Source organism: Bradyrhizobium sp. BRP19 (assembly GCF_020194195.1).
Lineage (GTDB): Bacteria > Pseudomonadota > Alphaproteobacteria > Rhizobiales > Xanthobacteraceae > Bradyrhizobium > Bradyrhizobium yuanmingense.
This window is the reverse complement of record NZ_JADYVZ010000001.1, coordinates 414,021-435,872: the sequence shown is the minus strand read 5'-3', so window position 1 is coordinate 435,872 and position 21,852 is coordinate 414,021. Positions and strand designations below refer to the sequence as shown.

18 protein-coding genes are annotated in these 21,852 nt (G+C 65.3%); 10 read left to right on the top strand and 8 right to left on the bottom strand.

The window, feature by feature from the left end:
- Positions 1-159 precede the first annotated feature (159 nt).
- Together I6F36_RS02080 and I6F36_RS02075 are read left to right on the top strand one after the other, a co-directional pair.
- On the top strand, positions 160-1,710 hold the full coding sequence (locus I6F36_RS02080) for an ABC transporter substrate-binding protein (RefSeq protein WP_225170956.1): 1,551 nt from the start codon (positions 160-162) through the stop codon (positions 1,708-1,710).
- A 4-nt stretch (positions 1,711-1,714) separates the two neighbouring features.
- Positions 1,715-3,259 (top strand): GMC family oxidoreductase, encoded by a 1,545-nt coding sequence (locus tag I6F36_RS02075; RefSeq protein ID WP_225125112.1) that lies wholly within the window; start codon positions 1,715-1,717, stop codon positions 3,257-3,259.
- A 629-nt stretch (positions 3,260-3,888) separates the two neighbouring features.
- Here I6F36_RS02075 and I6F36_RS02070 read toward each other — a convergent pair.
- From I6F36_RS02070 to I6F36_RS02060, 3 genes are all read right to left on the bottom strand, one after another.
- Complete coding sequence (locus I6F36_RS02070) at positions 3,889-4,164, bottom strand: hypothetical protein (RefSeq protein WP_225170955.1); 276 nt, start codon at positions 4,162-4,164, stop codon at positions 3,889-3,891.
- A 90-nt stretch (positions 4,165-4,254) separates the two neighbouring features.
- Positions 4,255-5,637 carry a chromate efflux transporter gene (gene chrA, locus I6F36_RS02065; RefSeq protein WP_225125114.1) on the bottom strand — a complete coding sequence of 461 codons (1,383 nt, stop codon included), beginning with the start codon at positions 5,635-5,637 and terminating at the stop codon, positions 4,255-4,257.
- Positions 5,637-6,455 carry a chromate resistance protein ChrB domain-containing protein gene (locus tag I6F36_RS02060; protein ID WP_036025495.1) on the bottom strand — a complete coding sequence of 273 codons (819 nt, stop codon included), beginning with the start codon at positions 6,453-6,455 and terminating at the stop codon, positions 5,637-5,639. Before I6F36_RS02060 ends, chrA begins: the two co-directional genes overlap by 1 nt.
- A 194-nt stretch (positions 6,456-6,649) precedes the next feature.
- Between I6F36_RS02060 and dmeF the strand changes: the two genes are divergently transcribed.
- From dmeF to I6F36_RS02030, 6 genes are all read left to right on the top strand, one after another.
- Complete coding sequence (gene dmeF / locus I6F36_RS02055; protein WP_036014991.1) at positions 6,650-7,609, top strand: CDF family Co(II)/Ni(II) efflux transporter DmeF; 960 nt, start codon at positions 6,650-6,652, stop codon at positions 7,607-7,609.
- Between the two features lie 288 nt (positions 7,610-7,897).
- Entirely contained in the window at positions 7,898-9,730 is a 1,833-nt protein-coding gene (locus I6F36_RS02050; RefSeq protein ID WP_225170954.1) for an adenylate/guanylate cyclase domain-containing protein, read from the top strand.
- 39 nt (positions 9,731-9,769) lie between these two features.
- The gene (locus I6F36_RS02045) at positions 9,770-10,915 is read left to right on the top strand and encodes a phosphatase PAP2 family protein (RefSeq protein WP_225140101.1); all 1,146 of its coding nucleotides are present in this window, start codon (positions 9,770-9,772) and stop codon (positions 10,913-10,915) included.
- A 36-nt stretch (positions 10,916-10,951) separates the two neighbouring features.
- On the top strand, positions 10,952-12,952 hold the full coding sequence (locus I6F36_RS02040; protein ID WP_225170953.1) for a hypothetical protein: 2,001 nt from the start codon (positions 10,952-10,954) through the stop codon (positions 12,950-12,952).
- 259 nt (positions 12,953-13,211) lie between these two features.
- Positions 13,212-13,442, top strand: coding sequence for a hypothetical protein (locus tag I6F36_RS02035; protein ID WP_225147205.1), 231 nt, complete (start codon positions 13,212-13,214; stop codon positions 13,440-13,442).
- A 2-nt stretch (positions 13,443-13,444) separates the two neighbouring features.
- Positions 13,445-13,699: a hypothetical protein gene (locus tag I6F36_RS02030; RefSeq protein WP_225140098.1), complete on the top strand. Its 255-nt coding sequence runs from the start codon at positions 13,445-13,447 to the stop codon at positions 13,697-13,699.
- Here the strand turns inward: I6F36_RS02030 and I6F36_RS02025 are convergent.
- Positions 13,641-14,798: an MFS transporter gene (locus I6F36_RS02025; RefSeq protein WP_225156958.1), complete on the bottom strand. Its 1,158-nt coding sequence runs from the start codon at positions 14,796-14,798 to the stop codon at positions 13,641-13,643. The genes I6F36_RS02030 and I6F36_RS02025 overlap by 59 nt on opposite strands.
- A gap of 164 nt (positions 14,799-14,962) precedes the next feature.
- Here I6F36_RS02025 and I6F36_RS02020 point away from each other — a divergent pair, with 164 nt between their 5' ends.
- Entirely contained in the window at positions 14,963-16,222 is a 1,260-nt protein-coding gene (locus I6F36_RS02020) for an adenylate/guanylate cyclase domain-containing protein (RefSeq protein WP_036014983.1), read from the top strand.
- 114 nt (positions 16,223-16,336) lie between these two features.
- On the opposite strand, the gene I6F36_RS02015 is transcribed toward I6F36_RS02020, so the two are convergent.
- The gene (locus tag I6F36_RS02015; RefSeq protein ID WP_225170952.1) at positions 16,337-17,581 is read right to left on the bottom strand and encodes an MFS transporter; all 1,245 of its coding nucleotides are present in this window, start codon (positions 17,579-17,581) and stop codon (positions 16,337-16,339) included.
- A gap of 169 nt (positions 17,582-17,750) precedes the next feature.
- On the opposite strand from I6F36_RS02015, the gene I6F36_RS02010 reads away from it, so the two are divergent.
- Complete coding sequence (locus I6F36_RS02010) at positions 17,751-19,103, top strand: Nramp family divalent metal transporter (protein WP_225113061.1); 1,353 nt, start codon at positions 17,751-17,753, stop codon at positions 19,101-19,103.
- A gap of 56 nt (positions 19,104-19,159) precedes the next feature.
- Here I6F36_RS02010 and I6F36_RS02005 read toward each other — a convergent pair whose 3' ends face one another.
- The 3 genes from I6F36_RS02005 to hemB all read right to left on the bottom strand — a co-directional run bounded on the left by I6F36_RS02005 (position 19,160) and on the right by hemB (position 21,838).
- Positions 19,160-19,936, bottom strand: a complete 777-nt coding sequence (locus I6F36_RS02005; RefSeq protein ID WP_036014979.1) for an arginyltransferase — start codon at positions 19,934-19,936, stop codon at positions 19,160-19,162.
- A 68-nt stretch (positions 19,937-20,004) separates the two neighbouring features.
- Complete coding sequence (locus I6F36_RS02000; RefSeq protein WP_074448003.1) at positions 20,005-20,547, bottom strand: RDD family protein; 543 nt, start codon at positions 20,545-20,547, stop codon at positions 20,005-20,007.
- Between the two features lie 229 nt (positions 20,548-20,776).
- On the bottom strand, positions 20,777-21,838 hold the full coding sequence (gene hemB, locus I6F36_RS01995) for a porphobilinogen synthase (RefSeq protein WP_036025484.1): 1,062 nt from the start codon (positions 21,836-21,838) through the stop codon (positions 20,777-20,779).
- Between the last annotated feature and the right edge of the window lie 14 nt (positions 21,839-21,852).

Below are 21,852 nucleotides of genomic sequence, written 5' to 3'. Positions count from 1 at the left end.
TGCGCTCGCAATGACGAGCTGCGACAGCCTCGCTCTCCAACTGTAAGTATGTGCATCCTGCAAACGCGTGGCAGCTAGCTATGAGCGCATACGTGTGGGCACGAACATTGCTTTTTCCTGCTGAACGCAAACGGCTGGTCAAAAGGCAAAAACACCCCAATGCTCAAACTGAAGGCTTTCATTCCCGCGCTGGTCGGCCTTGCGCTGGCGGCGGCGCCCGCGCATGCGGCGGGCAATCTCGTCGCGGTGCTCGAGGCGGAGATTGTCACGCTCGATCCGCATTTCTCCACGGCCTATATTTCGCGCACGTTCGGCTACATGGTGTTCGACACGCTGTTTGCGAAGGATGCCAAGGGCGACATCAAGCCGCAAATGGTGCAGGACTGGAAAGTCTCGCCCGATGGCTTGACCTATACGTTCACGCTGCGCGACGGCCTGAAATGGCACGACGGCCAGCCCGTCACGGCAGCCGATTGCGTGGCCTCGCTGCGTCGCTGGGGCACCCGCAGCGCACTCGGCCGCCGCATTTTCGCGATCACGGCTTCGCTCGAGCCGGTCGATGCGAAAACCTTCGTGCTGACGCTGAAGGAGCCGTCCGGCCTCGTCATCGACGCGCTCGGCAATCCCGTCAGCCCGGTCGCTTTCATGATGCCCGAGCGCATCGCGAAGACGCCCGGCGACCAGCGCATCACCGAGATCGTCGGCTCCGGCCCGTTCGTCTACAGCAAGGCCGACCACCGCACCGGCGACCGCATGATCCTGAAGAAGTTCGGCGACTATGTGCCGCGTCCCGAGCCCGCGGACTTCCTGGCTGGCGGCAAGCGCGTCAATGTCGATACGCTCGAGGTGCGCGTCATTCCCGATGGTGCGACTGCCGCCTCTGCGCTGCAGGCCGGCGAAATCGATTTCATGCAGTACGCGCCGTTCGATCTGCTGCCGCAGCTGGAGAAGAACACGCGCGTCAAGCTCGTCAACTTCACCGGCGGCAACATGTTCGCCGGCGCCTACCGTCTCAACGCGGCCTCGAAGCCGTTCGATGATCCGGAAATCCGCCGCGTGCTGTGGAAGCTGGTCGACCAGCGCGAAGTGCTGGATGCGCTCGGGCTCGACGCCAAATACGCCACGCCTTGCGCGACCTACTTCACCTGCGGCACCACATACGAGAGCAAGGCCGGCACGGAAGCCGCCGCAAAGCCTTCGATCGAAGCGGCGAAGGCTGCACTGAAGGCGACCAAATATGCCGGCGAGCCCGTCATCGTGATGCAGGCCAACGATCTCGAAGCCCCGCGCGTTTCGGCGCAGGTGCTCGCCGAGCGGCTGAAGGCGGCCGGCTTCAATGTCGATCTGCAGGTGATGGACTGGGCGAGCGTGCTGGCGCGCCGCGCCAAGAGGGAGGGCTGGAGCGTCTATGGCGTTCACGCCGGCGGCTTTGATCTCGGCTCGCCGCTGACCAATGTCATGGTCGCCTTCAACTGTGCCGACTTCACCGGCTGGCAATGCGATGCGCGTATCACCCCTCTGATGGAAGCCTTCGCCAAGGCGCCGGCCGAGGCGGACCGGAAGAAGATCGCGGGCGAGATCCAGGCGGTCATGTACGATCAGGCGCCCGGAATCCCGTGGGGCCAGTTCGCGCAGCCGGCCGCCTATCGCGCGACTTTGCGCGGTCTGATACCGTCCGCCATCCCGGTGTTCTGGAACGTTGAGAAGTAGCGCGATGCACGATGTCATTGTTGTCGGCGGCGGCTCCGCCGGCGCCGCAGTAGCCGCACGGCTCTCCGAAGATCCCGCACGGCGGGTCCTGCTGCTCGAAGCGGGGCTCGATTGGCGCGCCGACGAGGCGCCCTGGGAGGTGAGGACGCCGAATCCAATCCCGATCATCCACAAGCGCGAGTACCAGGAGAAATGGCAATGGCCCGATCTTCTGACGCGCCGCGTCGCTGGGCAGGAGCCGCGCTTCTACTGGCGCGGCAAGGGGCTCGGCGGCTCGTCGATGATGAACGGCCAGATCGCGATCCGCGGCGTTGCCGATGCGTTCGACGAATGGGCGGCCAATGGCTGCACCGGCTGGTCGGCGAAAGAGGTGATGCCGCTGTTTTCGGTGATCGAGGACGATCTGGAATTCGGCGATGTCGAGGACCACGGCCGCGGCGGGCCACTGCCGGTCTACCGCGCGCCTTTGCAAAAGTGGGGTCCGATCGACCGCGGCTTGCGCGATGCGGCACTTGCGAGCGGCTATCCCTGGTGCGCCGACGTCAATGGTCCGGACGGCGAGGGCGTTGCGTGCTACCCCATCAACAGCCGCGACTTGCGCCGCATCACCACCAATGAGGGCTATCTCGAGCCCGCACGCGGGCGCGCCAACCTGGAGATCCGCGGGCATGCGCTGGTCGATCGCGTGCTGATCAGCGACGGACGGGCGACCGGTGTCCGCGTTCATGTCGAGGGGCAGGGCACCCAGGAGATCAGCGCCCGCCAGATCGTGCTGTGCGCCGGCGCCATCCACAGTCCGGCGATCCTGCTGCGCTCGGGCATCGGGCCGGCCGAGGAGTTGAAGGCAATGGGGATTGCTGTCACGCGCGATCTGCCGGTCGGCCGCCATTTCTTCGACCATCCGCTGTTTCGCGCCACGATCCAGCTCCGGGACGAGCTTCGTCCCACCGATCCGGATACGCGCCACACCAATTGCTGCGTGACCTATTCCTCCGGCCTCGCCAATGGCGGCAAGCGCGACATGATCCTGATCGCCTTCAATCATCGCGGCATCGGGAACCCCGGAGCGATCGGCGCGGGGCTGTTCAACGCCTATTCGCGCGGGACGCTCAAGCTGGCCTCGACCGATCCTGCAATCGATCCGGTCGTCGAGGAGAACATGCTGGCCGATCCGCGCGACATGCTGCGCATGATCGATGCGGTGAAACGCCTCGCGGTCATCACGTCGCAGCCGGCGCTGTCAGGCATCGCCGACTGGATCAGGCTCGCTGACACGGATTTGACGCTGCCGCAGGCCGCCAGCCTGCCCGATCACGAGCTCGACGCGGTGCTGCGCCGCGAGACCGGCGACATCCAGCATGCCGCCGGCAGCTGCCGCATGAGCGGCGGGAACGACCCCGATGGCGTGGTCAACCCCGATGGTACCGTGAAAGGGATCAGCGGCCTTCGCGTCGCCGACGCCTCGATCATGCCGTCCGATTGCCGCGCCAACACGCACTTCACGACGGTGGTGATCGGGGAAGCGATCGCGCGGATGATGATGCGATAGCCAGCGGCCAGGATCTGCCATGTGATGAGTCGTGCGCGCTACGCGGAAGGGTACGTCGAGTGGCCGCGGGACTGGAATCAATTGAACGTTGCGCAACATCGTTCCTAGCGATGTTGAAGGCCTCCGACGAATATCATCAGGAACGTTTGCGCGCGGCTTCGATTGGCATGTCATCGTCAATCGGAGTTTGAACCATGCGAAAGACAATCTTCTCAGTAGCCATGTGTGCGTTGCTTGCCGGCGCCTCGATCGGGTTCGCCCATGCGCAGGCGGGCGGAGGTGCCGGAGGCGGGGCCGGCGCAGGCGGAGCGGGCGGCGCGGGTGCGGGCGCTAGCGCCGGGGCCGGAGGAACCAGCGGCGGAACGAGCGGCGCGGCGGGTGGAACGGGAGCGGGCGATGCAGGTACCGGCAGTTCGACGGGATCCAGCGTAGGCGCCGGCGGCGGCAGTGGCGCGGGTTCCGGCCAGGGCGGTCCTCAGACCATCCGTCCGGGCGGCACAAACGATCCAACCCGACGCTAACAAAGGTCGGCGCTTATTGACGTGAATAAGGGAAGGCTGCGGGATTCAACTCAGCAGCTTTCCCACGCCCTCGCCGCGACAGCGCAAGGCCTAGGGGTGGCACGGGCCCTACGGACTGAACAAACTGCGAAGAAACCGCTCCTTTTCGCCGGGCGCATAACCTTGAGAAGCGCCGAAATAAGGTTCAGTGGCGCGTTCAGTGGCGCCAGGATAAGCTGAGGTTTCCGGCGGCGGCGCGTAGGCGAAGCCCGAAGCTGGACCGGACGGGGCCATACCCTGACCGGAATGGACAATCGCGTGCCGCCGGTGTGGATGACGCGCCTGTGCGGCGTCGGCAGCGCCGACCAAGGTGATCAGAAAACTGAAAACCAGAAGGAAACGCATCGCTGTTTCTCCAAACGCCCCCTGCCTAGGTGGCGTTCGGCCGCGGCGTTCCAACTCATCCTGGACTCACGATTAGTCACGTCCCTGGCATCAGATCACCCCGGCCATCCGCAACGCCACGCCCGCCGCGGAGCTGCCCGCCAGCACCGTCAGCATGCCGAGCTTGAACCGGAAGATCGCGGTGGCCGCCGCGATCGCCAGCACCAGCGCCGGCACGTCGACGCTCCTCAGCACCGGCATGTCGAAGTTCAGCGGAAACGCATGCACCGGCACGGTCTCGCGGAACAGGATGTGCAGCGCGAACCAAATCGACAGGTTGAGGATCACGCCGACCACGGCGGCGGTGATCGCGCTGAGCGCGCCGGCGAGGCCCGCGTTGCCGCGCAGCCGCTCGATGTAGGGCGCGCCGACGAAGATCCAGAGGAAGCAGGGCGTGAAGGTGACCCAGGTCGCGAGCAGGCCGCCGAGCGTGGCCGCGAGCATCGGCGACAGGCCGCTAGGGTCGCGATAGGCCGCCATGAAGCCCACGAATTGCAGCACCATGATCAGCGGGCCCGGCGTGGTCTCGGCCATGCCGAGACCGTCGAGCATCTCATGCGGCTTGAGCCAATGATAATGCTCGACCGCCTGCTGGGCGACATAGGCCAGCACCGCATAGGCGCCGCCGAACGTAACCAGCGCCATCTTCGAGAAGAACAGCGCGATCTGGCTGAACACATTGGCCTGACCCAGGGCCATCAGCAGTGCGATCACCGGCACCAGCCAAAGCGCCAGCCACAGTGCACCGACGCGGATCGCGCGCGCCGTGTTGGGCCGGACGTGATCGGGCACGGCCTCGCCGAGCATGCTGTCGATCGCGGCGCCGCCGCCATGGGCGTGACCGGCCGGCGCGAATTCCGGACGGCCGCTTCGGGCGCCGGCATAACCGATGAGGCCGGCGGCGATGATGATGATCGGGAAGGGGACCGCGAAGAAGAAGATCGCGACGAAGGCCGCGGCCGCGAGCGCGATCATGATGCGGTTCTTCAGCGCGCGCTTGCCGACGCGCACTACCGCCTCGACGACGATGGCGAGCACGGCCGCCTTGAGCCCGAAGAACAGCGCCTCGACGAAGCTGACATTGCCGAAGGCGGCATAGATGTAGCTGAGGCCCATGATGGCGATGATGCCGGGCAGGATGAACAGCCCGCCCGCCATCAGCCCGCCGGCGGTGCGATGCATAAGCCAGCCGACATAGGTCGCGAGCTGCTGCGCCTCAGGTCCCGGCAGCAGCATGCAATAGTTCAGTGCGTGCAGGAAACGGCCTTCGGAGATCCACTTCTTCTCCTCGACCAGGATGCGGTGCATCACCGCGATCTGGCCCGCGGGCCCGCCAAAGCTCAGGCAGGCGACACGGAGCCAGACGCGGAAAGCTTCGTTGAAGCTGATGCCGTGACCGGCACCAGCTCCCGCTTGATCGGCGCGAACGTCCATTACGCCTTCACCTTGTTGGTCGGCCAGTTGTGAGTCTCGGTGGTGGCGTCGCGGCACCAGCGGTAGAAGGCATCATAGAGCAGCATGCCGGCCTCGAGCTGCTCGAGGTCGTCGTCATACATGCGCGACAGCCCGAGCGAGGCCGCGAGCAGGCCGGGCGCCTCCGGCGCGAGGTCGGGTCGCGCGGTGTCGGCGCCGCGCACCAGCGTCGCGAGGCGCAGCAGGGGCGGAGTCGCGATGCCGAACTCCTCGATCATCACGTCGAAGGTGCAGAGCTCGCCGCGGTGGCTCCAGAACACGTTCTCGATGTCGAAGGGCGCTGCGCCGAACCGCTCGCCGACGGCGACCACCTCGGACGGCGCGACATAGAGGAACACTGCGTCCGGATCGACGAAGCGGCGGATCAGCCACGGGCAGGCGATGCGGTCGACCTTCGGCCGCGCCCGCGTCACCCAGACGGTGCGCCCCTTGGCATCCCGCGGCGGCAGCTTGCGGGCGTCGACCAGCGGCAGCTGGGCCGCCTTCCAGCCCTCGAAGCCGCCCTCCAGCGTTTCGGCCTGCGCGCCGAGCTGGCGTAACCAGGCCGCGGTGCCTTGCGCGAGCTTCTCGCCGCGGAGGCAGGAGACTACGGCGCGGCGGCCGGCGAAGGCGCCGCCCCAGTCCGCCACGTTGTCGTGGCCGAGCTTGATGGAGCCGGGAATCAGCCGCCGGTCGGCGGCGAAATCCTGCTCGGTGCGCACATCGATCAGAACAGGCGCATTCGCCGTGCCGATCAGCCGTGCCATTTTGTCGGATGAGATGGTCGTGAATGTAGACATGATGCGTCCTCGAGAACCAAACGGGACGCGATGCTTGGGCCTGTCGCCTCGTGGGGAGATCGCTCAAATCCCCATGGCGCAGATTACAGCGAAACTAAGAAGCACTGTCAATCCGCGGGACGATTGGTCCTTAGAAAATTGGTGCCTGCCGTCTATATTGGAGGCCAACAGAGCTGAATCTTCTGGAGAATTCGATGCATTCCCATTCCATCGAACAATGGACCCATGACCACGCCTTCCTGGGCGAGAAGCACGACGACAACGAGCGCCGCACCTGGTTCGTGGTCGTGCTGACGCTGGTCATGATGGTCGGCGAGATCGTCGCCGGCTCGCTGTTCGGTTCGATGGCGCTGCTCGCCGACGGCTGGCACATGGGCACCCATGCGGCGGCGCTCGGCATTGCCGCCTTCGCCTATCGCTTCGCGCGGCGGCATCTGGGGAATGCGCATTTCACCTTCGGCACCGGCAAGTTCGGCGATCTTGCCGCCTTCGCCAGCGCGATCATCCTCGGCCTGATCGCGGTCGAGATCGCCTATGAGAGCGTGCTGCGCTTGATCAATCCGGTGCCGATCGTCTACGGCGAGGCCATGGCCGTGGCTGCTCTCGGCTTGGGCGTCAATCTCGCCAGCGTGTGGCTGCTGCGCGACAGCCACGATCATCACCACGGCCATGGCCATGCGCATGATGACCACGCCGAGCATGACCACGAGCGCGATCATCACCACCATCAGCACGACAACAACCTCCGCGCGGCCTATGTCCATGTCATGACCGATGCCGCAACCTCGGTGCTGGCGATCGCAGCGCTCGGCCTGGCCATGTATTCCGGCTGGGTCTGGGCCGACCCGGCGGTGGGTCTGATCGGCAGCGCCGTGATCGCGAGCTGGGCATTCGGCCTGATCAAATCATCGGGTGCGGTGCTGCTCGACGTGCGCGCCGACGAGAAGCTGGAGCGGGTGATCCGCGCCCGCATGGAGGTCGGTGAGGATCGCGTCACCGACCTGCATCTCTGGCAGGTCGGCCCCGGCCATTGTGCCGTGCTGCTCTCGGTGGTGTCGGACAAGCCGAAGCAGCCGGCCGTCTACAAGCGGCGGCTCGCCGGGCTGAAGGGCCTCAGCCACGTCACGGTCGAGGTCGAGACCTGCCCGCATTAGCGGTGAGTGAACGTGACTTCGCGCAGGACGAGAAGAAGTTTGCGTTTTCATTTTGAGTTGTCGCGATTGCGACCCACCCGGGCGTTTCGCAAATCGTGATCTGGTTCATAACCGAGCGGCCAGCTGCGCAGTATGGATTGACGTGCGCTCGATGAGGACGTGCGTGCGCTGAGTTCGCAACTGCCGGGCAAGGTCCGGTCAACATCAAGGTAGTGAAGCAGTACCGGCCTTAAGGGCCATTCACCTGAGAGCCCGGTCAGCGGAGGCCGGGCTTCGGAGAGACGAGCAATGGGCCTCGTGCAGCAGGACACCGTGGTCCTCTTGGTCGACCTCGTCGAGTCCGTGCGTCTGATGCGGGAGCATGAGGCGTCCGCGGTGCGTCGATGGACCGACTTCGTCCAACTTGCCACCGGCCAAATTCTGCCGCGTTATCGCGGCGGCCTCGTGAAGAGCCTCGGAGACGGGCTCATGGCCCGCTTCGAATCCGTGCGTGATGCCGTCAATGCCGCCGCCGAAATGCACCGGAGTATCGCCGTTCAGAACACCGGGCGGCCTGAAGATCAACACTTCCAGCTTCGTGCGGGGATCAACTCCTCCACCGCCTGGAGTGACGGCACTGACATCTATGGCACCGGCATCAACCTCGCAGCCCGGCTCGCAACTCTTGCCGGTCCCGGTGAAACCATCGCCAGCGAGGCCGCGCATGAGCAACTGGCGACAGCTCTTGCCAGCTTGGCCAGTCCGGGGGAGACGATTGGCAGCGCTGCGGCGCGCGACGAGCTGACGCACGGAGTGGATGCGCTGTGCGAAGATTTGGGCGACTGTATCCTCAAGCACTTTGACAAGCCGGTTCGCGCCTACCGCGTTGGTCCGGCCAGTCCACACCCAAGCCTCGCAGCTCGGCGAGACTATGGAACTCCCATGGAGCCGACGATCGCCGTCATCCCCTTCGACGCGCGCAAGGACGCGGAGGAGCATCTCGACGTTGGTAACCTGATCGCGGACAGCGTGATCTGGTGCCTCTCCAGATCGGCGAACCTCAAGGTGATCTCGCGTCTGTCGACCAACATATTTCGCGGCAGGGTCAGCGATGTGGCGGAAGTATCGGCGCATCTCGGTGCCACCTACATTCTCAGCGGCAGCTATGTGGTCGATGCGGACCGGATTCTGGTGACGGCGGAGCTGTCCGCGGCGCGAACCAATCAAGTCGTCTGGACCGACCGCCTGAGCGGCAATATCGGCGATCTGCTGCAGCCGGAGAGCGAACTGGCTCACCGCATCGCCGCTGCAGTGCATCTGTCGGTCTTCGATGCCGAGGTCGAGCATATCCTGACCCAGCCGTTACCGACGCTAGAAAGCTACTCGCTGCTGCTTGGCAGCATCCGCCTGATGCACCGGTCGAGCAGGGAGGAGTTTCTCCAGACCCGGACGGTGCTGGAGGAACTGATCAATCGCCACGGCCGAATAGCTGCCCCGCGCGCCTGGCTCGCCAACTGGTACATCCTGCGCATGACGCGCGGCTGGTCCGAGGACCGCAAACGCGAGGCCGCCGAGGCCTTGAGCGCCACTCGCGCGGCGCTCGACCGTGACCCGTCCGACGCGCTTGCGCTTGCGACCGAAGGCTTCGTCTATTGTCACATGTTGAAGGACCTGGACGCTGCCCGAAAGCGGTGCGAGCAGGCCGTCGATGCCAACCCCAGCCACGCGTTGGGCTGGCTCTACCGGGGCACCGTCGACGCCTTCAAAGGCGACGGCGAGGCAGCCGTGGACGCAACGCGGCGCGCTCTGAAACTCTCCCCGCTCGATCCGCAGCGGTATTATTTCGAGTCCCTGGGCGCCACGGCGCTTCTATCGGCGCATCGATACGACGAGGCGGAAGAGCTCGCGCGCTCATCTCTCATTCTCAATCGCATGCATCCGTCTACGTGGCGGGTCCTCGCTATCGCACTCGTTTCGCAAGGACGGGTCGTGGAGGCCCGCGAAGCCTTGGGCAAGATGCGCGAGCTCGAGCCGCATTTGACCCTAGATCGATACATCGGGCGCCTCCCCAATGCGAATCTCGAAACAGGCAGGCACTGGGCTCGCTGCCTCGAAGTGGCAGGACTACCGACGACAGGCTGACTAACCTCATACCGACTTGTTTTCATAAGGAGGCAGGCAATGGCTCAACTAGGCGGGGCGGGAGGAGCAGGCGGTGCAGGTGGTGCTGGCGGAGCCGGCGGCGCAGGGGGGGCAGGAGGTGCAGGCGGAGCGGGCGGCGCTGGAGGGGCCGGTGGGGCGATAATTGGCACGCTCGGCGACGTCTGGGCCAATCCCATCATGGTGGATGCACTCATCCACGCTCGCGAAGGGACAATCGTTGTTCCGGAGCGACCGACCTCTCCGTATTTTTACTACTACGCGCCGGCCTTGCCGGCGATCGAAGACCCAGCCCAATTGGATCGCTGGGAGCCGTGGGTGCGCGCCTACACAGCGGTCGGGGAGATGCTGCAGGGCATCACCCTTCAGGTGTCGGGCGCCGATCCGAACGCATTCCTGGTTCGCTCGCCCGCATACGTGATTGCGGAGTTAGGGCGTCCGGTCCAATCGACGTTTCAAGACCAGATTGAGATGGTCGTGAGCTGGGCCGAGCTGCGCAACGAACGCGCCACAGAAATCATGGCGCAGATCGATCCCCAGTATGCCTTCTGGTCCTCGATCGTCTACCTGCATCCCGAGAGGACCAGGCGGACATTCGAGCTCATCAACATGGTCCTGCAATTCTGCGTTTACGTGGAAATGCGCTTCAAGCATGCGCTGGGGTGCTCGCGTCCCGTGGAATACAACGCCCAGGTTCAGCCGATGATCACGACGCCGGGACACGGAAGTTTCCCGAGCGGACATGCGACGCAGGCTTACGCGGTAGCCTACGTGCTGAAACGGCTATTGAGCCTGCACAAGACGACATCCGGATTCCCGGAGATCGTCGAGCAGCTCGACCGGCAGGCCGCACGAATCGCAACCAATCGGGTCGTGGCCGGAGTCCATTTTCCAGTCGACAGCATGGCAGGGCGGATGCTGGGTATCGCCTTGGGCGAGTACTTCGTCGGCCGTTGTCTCGGGAGCACGGCAACCAAGAGCCGCAAATTCAACGCCAGCCACGCCGACAGTAACTCTCGCACGGATTTCAATCCCTTCCATGCTGACCAGGCGCTCAATGCCAACAAGTTCTATTCGGAAACCACAGGAGGGACTGTTACGCAGTCCCTCCTGATGAAGGAACTATGGGACAAGGCCTACTACGAAGTTTCGACAAGATTTCCGTAGGAAACACGTCCCTGCAACCGAAGTGGAGAGCATTCCATGGCCGAGGAATTGCCGAGATGCTTCGACCCGTACCTCCGGTACGCAATCGCGAGCGAATTTAAGAACTTCGATTTTTTCGACAAGCAGGAGTCCAAGCTATTCCTGTTCGTGGAGCTTAAGCACGTCGGGCTGGCCGATAATTTTGTGAGAGCCATGAGTCCTAGTGACTTCGGCGCCGAATTCGGGCTGACCAGCCCGAACTCGCGATATCTGACCATGCGGGCTTACATAAGGGCTGTCGAGAAGGACAGTTTCCGGGCGTGGGACGACAACGTATCCCGGGTCGAGCTGTCCCTCCCGTTGAAGCCGACGGCCATACAAAAGGGTGCGCAGCGCAACAGGTCCGCGAGCGAACAACCACCGACACCTCTCCTCATCGGCGTGATCGACGATGGCTGTCCGTTCGCGGCCGCTCAGTTTGTCAAAAGGATCGCGGGTGTCGCATCCGGGACACGCGTGCGCGGTGTCTGGGATCAGAACGAGCACGCAGGCCGAGTCCCGATCCCGGTAGGTGCCGACGTCTTTGGCGAGAAGCCGTTCGATTTCAATTACGGCCTCGAGTTCCTTCGAGACTCCATATCCGGCGTGGTTGGGCTCAACGACTGGATCCAGTTGCACAAGAGGGCAAACACGATCGACGAGGATGGCTGCTACGCGCGTGGAGGTTTCAAGACCCTCAACCATCAGGCCTCGCATGGTGCACATGTAATGGATGTCCTCGCCGGACGCATTCCGCTCTCGGCACGCATCGCGCGCCGCGATCCGCCAAGTTGGCAGCCCGGAGATCCCCTGACCGATCCCGCTTGCGAAGCAGATATCGTGTTCGTGCAGTTTCCCGAGAGCTGCCTTCGTGACGCGACCGGCGTCTGGCTGAAGGGTTACGTCGCCGATGCAGTCGATTACATCATGTCATTTGTCGATTCTGGCACAACGAACGTGGTGATCAATGTCAGCTACGGGCCGACAACCGGACCTCACAACGGCACGTCGGAGCTCGAGGGCAAGCTGAGGGAGCTTGTCACCCACTATGACGGCGTTTCCGTAAGTCCAAAGCTCGACGTCTTCCTGCCTGCCGGCAACAACTATCTGAGCGATGGGCACATCCATTTCGTCAGGCAAACCATGGCAGAGCCCGACCATGTCGAATGGACGTGGCGCCTTCCCCCCGACAATACCGTGCTCTGCTTTGCCGAAGTCTGGATGAAGAAGAACTGCACGGACAATGTCATTGTTACGCTCACCTCGCCCGGCGGTCGTAGCTCCTCGTCGACTGCCGGTCCAGCGCCTCCCGGTCCCCCACCCCCGCCGCCCGCTGCACCGGCGCTTCCGCCCTATACCGGTGCGTATGCCCCCGTTGACTGGGGTGACAACAGGGTGTGGCTGATTGCGGTCGAGCCCACCATCGCGGGAGCCGGCATGGTGCCCGAGCATGGGAATTGGAAGATCAAGGTGGAGGGCATCGAGTTGGGGAGCGAGGTTCATGCCTATGTGGCACGTACCGATCCAAACATGAACATGCGCACGGGTGCGAAGCGTTCGTACTTCATCGACGCCGGATGGGAGGCGGGCCGCGCGGCCGAGGCCGGCTGCACGTATGCCGGTGGGGAATTTGACAAGACCGGCTCGCTTGTTTCTCGCCTGGGCACCCTCAACGGGATCGGTACGGACAGCGTCGCGGGTGTGCACGTGGCCGGCGGCTACATTCTGTCGGCGCCGAAACGCAAGTCGCCTTATTCGTCGGCGGGCCCCGCACGAACCGGGCCGCTCCCACGGCGAGTTGGTCCCGACTATGCGCTGTTCTGCGACGAGTCAGATGCTCTGCAGGGTGTACGTGCCGGGGGCAATCGAAGCGGCGTGGTGTTTCGGCTCATCGGTACCAGCGCCGCCGCGCCGCAGCTGGCGCGATTGGTTGCGGATCGGCGACCGTTGACGGTGCACGATGCTCCAGCCAGCCCTCCGGACGAGAAGCGAGGTGATGGCGATCTCTATCCGCCGTGATGTGGGCGAAGAGCGCGCCAGCTGGAAGGGCATCCGGTCGGGGCAAGCTTCCGGCCGCCGCCGGCCTCGATGCAGAAGATCGCAGACACGCTCGCCAAGGAGAAGGCGCAGCTCTGGATCAACCACGACAACCGCCCAGCGCGACAGCCAGAGGATGGCGCCGGAGTTTTACCGACTGACCTTTCCCTGAGGCCGCTGCCACAAGGGTGGCAACAGCATCATGCTAGGGCCCGCGAAAGCTCCGTGACAGGAGAAGGTCGTGGGCGAGTGGGGCGGAGTTACGATCGCGCTTGTCTCGAGCAGCTTCGGCGGGACTGCCGCGGCCGTCACCCGCTACCTCGTCGGCGGCGCCGATCCCGTCCTGCTCGCGGCCCTGCGTTGGGGGATCGGCTTTCTCTGCCTGTTGCCTTGCGCGTTTCTGCTCGGCGTGTCGGCGGCGCTGGCGGCTGGCCTCGCGCAAAGCCCACCGGGCGCATGGCGCGGCGAGTGATCATGACCGGTGCGGTGTTCTGCATGGCGTTCTACAACGTGCTGTCGCGACCGCTGATGCAGCGCTCGAGCGCGCTCGGTTTTCTCACCGTCGGCATGGGCGCGGGCGCCGTCGTACTGGTGCTGGCGGGGTTGGCGAAAGGCAGCTTTGCAGCGCTCGAGCACTTCACGGCGGCGCAATGGATTGCCGGCGTGCTGGTCAATCCGGCCGCCGGCCGGCGCGGATCAGGAACAGCGCGGCCAGCGCCGAGAGGCTGAGCGCGGATGAGACGATCAGCACCTTGGCGCCCATGAGGTCGATGAGCAGGCCAAAGGCGAGCGGCGCCACCGCCTGCGCCATCCGTGCCGGCGCGCCGATGATGCCGAGGCGATAGCCGAAATCCTTCGGGCCGAAGATCGACAGCGGCAGGGTGCCGCGGGCGATCGTCAGGATGCCGTTGCCGGAGCCGTGGAACAACGCGAACGCGCTCGCCGCAGCGCCGCCAAAGATTGCGACGGTCACGGCGCCGAGCGGGTGGGTGAGGCTGGCGAGCCGCGTCGACCACAGCGGATGGAAGCGGCTGAGGAAGCCGGCCTCCAGCATGCGGGCACCAACTTGCGCCGGCCCGATCAATGCGCCGGCCGCGATCGCCTCGGCTGGCGTTGCCCCCATCGTTTCCAGGATGCGCGGGAAATGCGCGGCCATCGCGCCGGTGACAGTCCAGACCGCCGCGAAGATGAAGGCCAGCAACATCATGGTGCGGTCGAGCGGCACATGCGGCTTCGCGGCCGCGGCTGCCGCCTGCTTGGCGCCCTTGATGACCGGCAGCATGAAGAAATTGAGCGGCAGGCCGATCAGGATATTGGCGGCGGCCCAGGCAAAACAGGTTTCGCGCCAGCCGATATGCGACAGGCCCCAGGCGGTGAGCGGCCAGCCGACGGTGGAGGCGAAGCCCGCCATCAGCGTGATGCCGGTGATCGGCCTGCGCGCCTCGGTGCCGTAGATGCGCCCCAAAGCGGCGAAGGCGGCATCGTAGAGCCCCATTGCCATGCCGATGCCGAGCACCAGCCAGGCGATCGCCATCACCATCACCGACTGCGAGATGCCAAGCAGCACGAGGCCGGCGGCAATGGTCACGTTGGACGCCGACAGCACCTGACGGCCGCCGACGAGATCGATCTGCCGTCCAATGCGCGGGCCCAGCATTGCGGAGATCACCAGCGCGGCCGAAAACGCACCGAAGATCCAGTTGGAGGAGACACCGAGCTCGCGTCCCATTGGGTCGGCGAGCAGCGCCGGCAGATAATAACTGGAGGCCCAGGCGAGGGTCTGCGTGGTGCCGAGCGCCAGGATGATCGGGAGCTGGCGCTGGGTCATGTCCTCGTATTTCTGATCGGCCGTGTCATCGGCGCATTTGCAGCTCGCGGCGAGAGCGCGTCAACCGCGTCTGCGGCATATTCGACCTGCTGCCGGCGGGGAGCCTTTGGGTTGTATGCAGACATCCGCCTTCCGCTCGTCACGAATGCACGCCATAATGGCGCATGCAATTGACCTCGCGCCTTACGCTGATGAACTGGCTGACCGGCCAGGGGCTCACGGGCCTGCCTGAAATTGAACTGCTCCGCGGCTTCTGCGAGCGTTGCTGCGCCGAGGGGCTGGAACTGTCGCGTGGCCTCGTCGTCATCGACACGCTGCATCCGATCTATGAAGGCCGCGGCTTCCGCTGGAGCGATCGTCCCAGCAACGAGAGCGATGCCTTCGAATACGGCTCGACCGCCGACGGCGACGCCGCCAAGAGCTGGCGCCGCTCGGTGTTCTTCCACATGCTCGAGAATGGCCACGACGAGATGGTGATCGATCTCGCCGATGCGCCGTCGATGGATTTCTCGCAGATCGGCGAACTCGCCGAGAAGGGCCACAAGCACTATCTCGCATTCGTCCACCGCTTCGGCGAGAACGGGGCGCTCGGCCTGATGGATTGCCTCTATTCCTGCTGGACCACCCGCCGCGCGAGCGGGTTCTCCGGACTGGAGCTGGAAGCGCTGCGCGATCTGGTTCCGGTGTTGGGGCTCGCGATCAAGTCGGCGCAGCAGGTCGACATCGCGCGCACGCTCGGCCGGGTCTATCTCGGCCGCGACGCCTCCGAGCAGGTGCTGCGCGGGCGCATCTCGCGCGGCGTCACCGAGCGCATCAATGCCGTGCTTTGGTATTCGGACCTGCGCGGCTCGACCGGCATCAGCGAGAGCATCGGTCCCGACGAGATCATCCCGTTCCTCAACGACTATGCGCAGGCCGTGATCGATCCGATCCACGAAGCCGGCGGCGACGTACTGAAGCTGATCGGCGACGGCGTGCTCGCGATGTTCTGGGGCGAGGACATGGCGGATGCGCGGCGGGCCGCGCTCCGCGCCGAGCACCTGTTCCGCAAGAATGTCGCTGCGCTGAACGAACGGCGGGCGGCGGAGGGCCGTCCGACCACGTCAGCCTATATCGGCCTGCATGTCGGCGAGGTCTTCTACGGCAATATCGGCAGCGAGGACCGGCTTGATTTCACCGTGGTCGGCCCGACCGTCAACGAGGTCAGCCGCATCGCCTCGATGAGCCGCTCGGTGGATCGCGAGCTCTTGGCCTCGTCCGAATTCTACAAGGGCCTAGATGCCGCCGGCCGCCGCTACCTCGTCTCCACCGGCCGCTACGCGCTGCGCGGCATCGGCCGCGCGCAGGATCTCTACACGCTCGATCCGGAAGTCGACGCGAGCGAGCCGGTCAGGGGCAGCTACGAGCGCTATCTGGCGGGTTAGTCTCCGCGGCCTCAACAGGCGCCGTCATTGCGAGCGCAGCGAAGCAATCCAGAGTCCCTCAACGGAGGGACCCTGGATTGCGTCGTCGCTACGCTCCTCGCAATGCACTTGTGGTCAGCACCGCGCCGCCACCTCATCTCCCACCATGTCCGGCTGCCGGTCCAGTCCCACTGCCGGTGACAGCAGGATCACCAGCGCCTGCACGCCGAATATCGCCGCGGCGAGATAGAGGCATGCCTCCGCGCTCCAGAGGCCGCCGACGAGCGCGCCCAGCACTGAACCGAGCGGGCGGGCGCCGTAGCTCATGATGTTGATGGCGGAGACGCGCCCGAGCAGTCTCGGCGGCGTCACGGACTGACGCAGCGTCGTGGTCGAGATCACCCACAGGATCGGGCCGACGCCGAGCAGGAAGAAGCTCAAGCCCGCGAGCCAGGGCGAGGGGACCAGCACCGTCAGCGCCATCACCAAGGCGGCGACGAAGCCCGTGACCGGGCCGAGCCCCACCACGGTGCCAAAGGCGATGCGCTTCATCACGCGCGTGGCGAGGAGCGCGCCGATCACCATGCCGACGCCGTACATCGTCAGCACCGTGCCGACACCGGCGGCGCTCAGACCGAGATGGCGCACGGCGTAAGGCACGAACACCGCAATTTGCAGGAACCAGCCGGTGTTGAAGATGAACTGGGTGATGAAGACCGGCCGCAGCAGCGGATGGTGAAACACGAAGGCCGCGCCCTCGCGGATCTCTTGGAGCGGATGCCGCCGGGGCGCTGGCGCACGTGCGGGCTCGTAGATGCCGGAGAGCAGCACGACCGCGATGGCGGAGAGCGCCGCGGCAAAGCCGAACGCCGGGCTCGCGCCCCACCACCCAACCAGCGCACCGCCGAGTGCAGGCCCGCTGGCGAAGGCGATGGTGCGCGCCAGCTCGATGCGCGCATTCGCCGCCGGCAACAGGTTGGAACTCACCAGCGAGGGCACCAGCGCCGGCGCGGCCACGCTGTAAACCACGGTGCCGCACACGGCGGCGAAGCCGAGCAGGGCCAGCAGCGGCAGGTTGAGGGCTCCCAGCGCGAGCAGCAGCACGACGGCCGCGAGCGCCACCGCCCGCAGCGCCTCGGCGCTCGCCATCAGCCTGCGGCGGGAAATGCGGTCTGCAAGCACGCCGGCGGGGATGGCGAACAGGACGAAGGGCAGGGTGAGCGCGGTCTGCAGCAGGCCGGTCTGGCCTTCGGCCACCCCCAGCGTCAGCACGGCGACGATGGGCGCTGCCGCGAGCGCAATCTGCTCGGCCGATTGCGCCGCGAGATTGGACCAGGCGAGGCGGTTGAAGGTGTCCGGGAGGCGAGACGGCGTTGACATAGCGCATATCCTGCTGAGGCGAATTCGCGCCAATGTTCGGCCTCGATGATCACGAAACCCACCCGCTTCCCGACAAGAGGCGATCTCCGCGGTCGGCGGCGGGAATGCCCGCCGCTAGATGCAGTTGCAAATGAGTTGCAATAAGAATGAACTTGGGTATTCTGCCGATATGGATGCCCGATCACCCCACATGACTCCCGACCTCGCCGGCTGGCGCGCCGACGCCCCCATCACCAAGAGCCTCGCTGAGGTCAATTCCACAGTCGCCATTCCGGCCGCCGGCCGGTGGTGGCGGCGGTTGCTGGCCTTCGTGGGGCCGGGCTACCTCGTCTCGGTCGGCTATATGGACCCCGGCAATTGGGCGACCGATCTCGCCGGCGGGTCGAAGTTCGGCTACACGCTGCTCTCCGTCATCCTGATCTCGAACTTGATGGCGATCCTGCTCCAGTCGCTGGCGGCTCGGCTCGGCATCGTCACCGACCGCGATCTCGCGCAGGCCTGCCGCGCCTCCTATCCCCGGGTGGTGAACTTCCTGCTCTGGCTCGCCTGCGAGGCGGCCATCATCGCCTGCGATCTCGCCGAGGTGATCGGCACGGCGATCGCGCTGAAGCTGCTGTTCGGCATTCCCCTGATTGGCGGCGCATTGATTGCAGCCCTCGACGCCTTCCTGCTGCTGCTGCTGATGAACCGGGGCTTCCGCTTCCTGGAGGCTTTCGTCATCGCGCTGCTGGTGGTGATCGCCGTTTGCTTCGCGGTGCAGATCGCGGCGGCGGCTCCGCCGGTGGCAGAGGTCTTGCGGGGCTTCGTGCCCAAGAGCGAGATCTTCACCAATTCCGACATGCTCTACATCGCGATCGGCATCATCGGCGCCACCGTGATGCCGCACAATCTCTACCTGCACTCCTCGATCGTGCAGACGCGCGCTTATGAACGCAACGACACCGGCCGGCGCGAAGCGATCAAATGGGCGACGACGGACTCGACCATCGCGCTGATGCTGGCGCTGTTCATCAACGCCGCGATCCTTGTCGTCGCTGCTGCGACCTTCCACAAGAGCGGCCACTCCGACGTGGCCGGGATTGAGCAGGCGTTCGAACTGCTGTCGCCGCTGCTCGGCCTCGGCATCGCCTCGACGCTGTTCGCGGTGGCGCTGCTCGCCTCGGGCCTCAACTCGACGGTCACCGCGACGCTCGCTGGCCAGATCGTGATGGAGGGCTTTCTCGACCTGCGCCTGCCGAGCTGGGCGCGCCGCCTCTTGACCCGCGGCATCGCCATCATTCCCGTGATCATCGTCACCGCGATCTACGGTGAGCGCGGCACCGCGGATTTGCTTGTGTTCAGCCAGGTCGTGCTGTCGATGCAGCTGCCTTTCGCGGTGATCCCGCTGGTGCGCTTCGTCTCGGATCGGCGCAAGATGGGCAAGTTCGCGATCCCGATGTCGGTTGCCGCGGTCGCCTGGATCGTCGCGGGCATCATCGTGATTTTGAATCTGAAGTTGCTGGCAGATACGTTCTTTGGGTGAGTGGCGAATGGCGAGTAGCGAGTGGGGGCGTTCTCCTATTCGCTACTCGCCATTCACTAATCCTGCGGCTCGGACGCCGTGTCGCCCTGCGCGTCGATGCGCAGCCAGCCTGAGGGGGCGAGGCGCTGCTGCGGCAGGAAGCGGGCCTTGTAGTCCATCTTCTTGGAGCCTTCGATCCAGTAGCCGAGATAGACGTAAGGCAGCCCTTGCCGTCGCGCACGGGCGATATGGTCGAGGATCATGAAGGTGCCCATCGAGCGGCTGACCTGGCCAGGCTCGAAGAACGAATAGACCATCGACAGGCCGTCGCTGAGAACGTCGGTGAGCGCCACTGCGATCAGCTCCTCGCCGCGGCCGGTGATGCCGCTGTCGGGGCCGCGCTTGCGGTATTCGATGATGCGGGTCTCGACGTGGCTGTCCTCGACCATCATGGCGTAGTCGAGCACGGTCATGTCGGCCATCCCGCCGTGGCGGTGGCGGGCGTCGAGATAGGCGCGGAACACCGAATATTGCTCGGAGGTCGGCACCGCGCTGCGCTGCTCGCCGATGATGTCGGCGTTGCGGGCCATCACCTTGCGGAAGTTGCGCGAGGGGCGGAACTCGTTGGCGATGACCCGGACCGAGACGCAGGCCCGGCACTGGTCGCAGGCGGGACGGTAGGCGATCGACTGGCTGCGGCGGAAACCGCCATGGGTGAGCAGGTCGTTGAGGTCACCGGCGCGGTCCCCGACCAGATGCGTGAACACCTTGCGCTCATGTCGGCCCGGCAAATACGGGCAGGGCGAGGGCGCCGTGAGGTAAAACTGGGGGGTGTCGCGCGAGTGCTGGGTCAAGGGACGTCGTGGGCCTCCGAAACAGGCATCAGCATCGCGCTCCAAAAGCCCCCGGTCAATCGATTAGCTCACCACGTCCGCGCCGCCTGCGGAGTGGGTATGCGAACCGAATTGTTGATCACGACCGTTCCCAGCACGAAATCGTGCAGCAGGCGACGGCGGCCGTTGAACAGGCCGACCAGCACCACGAACGGCGACAGGAACGAGACCGTCACCCAGAACAGCACGGCATGGGTGGCGCCGAGCACGAAGTAGCCGGGCGCGCCGTACCAGGTGCGCAGCTCCAGGTCCATCAGGCGCATGCCGACCGTGGCGGAGGACGCACCGCCGATGCTGGCGCCGTAATAGACGATAGCCCAGATCACGGAGGCCGGCCAGGCGATCCAGAACAGCGCCCAGCCGATGCCGAGGGTGACCACGCCGAACAAGGCGATGAAGATGTAGCCGAGGATCACCGGCACCGAGATCACGACCATGTCGATAAGGAAGGCGAACACCCGCCGCGTCGCGACGCCCCGGAACAGTTCCGGATGCAGGTCAGGGTCGTAGGCATGCGGTTGCATGGCGCCGTCATCGCGCCAGCCTCCTGAATTGCCCGAGTTGTACGACATGGACCGTTCTCCCAGCGAAGCCCCCCCGCAGGACATGGGAACAGGCCATGCCCGTGCCAAGGGCGCGCGGGCGGCAGCAAGCCGAAATATTCCGGCGATTCGGGGGCGGCGGATCGGGCGGTCCTCTAGGGTGGGCCAAGGCGCGCTTGCGCCGTGCCCACCATTGCCCGCCGACTTACACGATGGATGAATCGGTGGGCCCGCTTCGCTTGGCCCACCCTACGACAGCTTACGTCTGGCCCCGCAGCTTCTCCGCTGCCTTCGGCGCAAAATAGCTCAACACACCGTCGGCGCCGGCGCGTTTGAAGGCGAGCAGGCTTTCCATCATGGCACGGTCGCCGTCGAGCCAGCCGTTGTTTGCGGCTGCGGCGATCATCGCGTATTCGCCGGAGACCTGATAGGCGAAGGTCGGCATCGCAAACGTGTCCTTCACGCGGCGGACCACGTCGAGATAGGGCATGCCGGGCTTCACCATCACCATGTCGGCGCCCTCGGCGATGTCGAGCTCGACCTCGCGCAGCGCTTCATCGGTGTTGGCGCTATCCATCTGATAGGTGCGCTTGTCGCCGGTGAGCGTCTTGGCCGAGCCGATGGCGTCGCGGAACGGGCCATAGAAGGCGGAGGCGTATTTCGCGGCATAGGCCATGATCTGCACGTCGAGCAGGCCGGCGCGGTCCAGCCCCTCGCGGATCGCGGCGACGCGGCCGTCCATCATGTCGGAGGGCGCGATGATGTCGCAGCCGGCTTCGGCCTGCACCAAGGCCTGACGCACCAGCACGGCGACCGTCTCGTCATTCAGGATCTTGCCGTCGGAGATCAGGCCGTCATGGCCGTGGCTGGTGAAGGGATCGAGCGCGACGTCGCAGAGGATACCGATCTCCGGAAACTCCTTCTTGATCGCGCGCACGGCCTGGCAGACCAGGTTGTTCGGGTTGGTGGCTTCCGAGCCTTCCTCGTCGCGCAGGGACGGATCGGTGTAGGGAAACAGCGCGATGCAGGGGATGGTCAGCTTCATCGCGCGCTCGGCCTCGCGCACGGCCTGGTCGACGCTGAGGCGGTCGACGCCGGGCATCGAGGCGACCTGCTCGCGCTTGTTGGTGCCGTCGATCAGGAACAGCGGCCAGATCAGGTCGTCGGTGGTGAGGACGTTCTCGCGCACCATGCGCCGGGCCCACTCGGCCTTGCGGTTGCGGCGCGGACGGACGGTCAGATCGAGGGCATGCGGCACTGCCGTGCTGTCCCGGCGCGAAACGTCGCGCAATTCGATCGGACGTCCGTATTTGATCGCCATCACTCTTCCTCCGG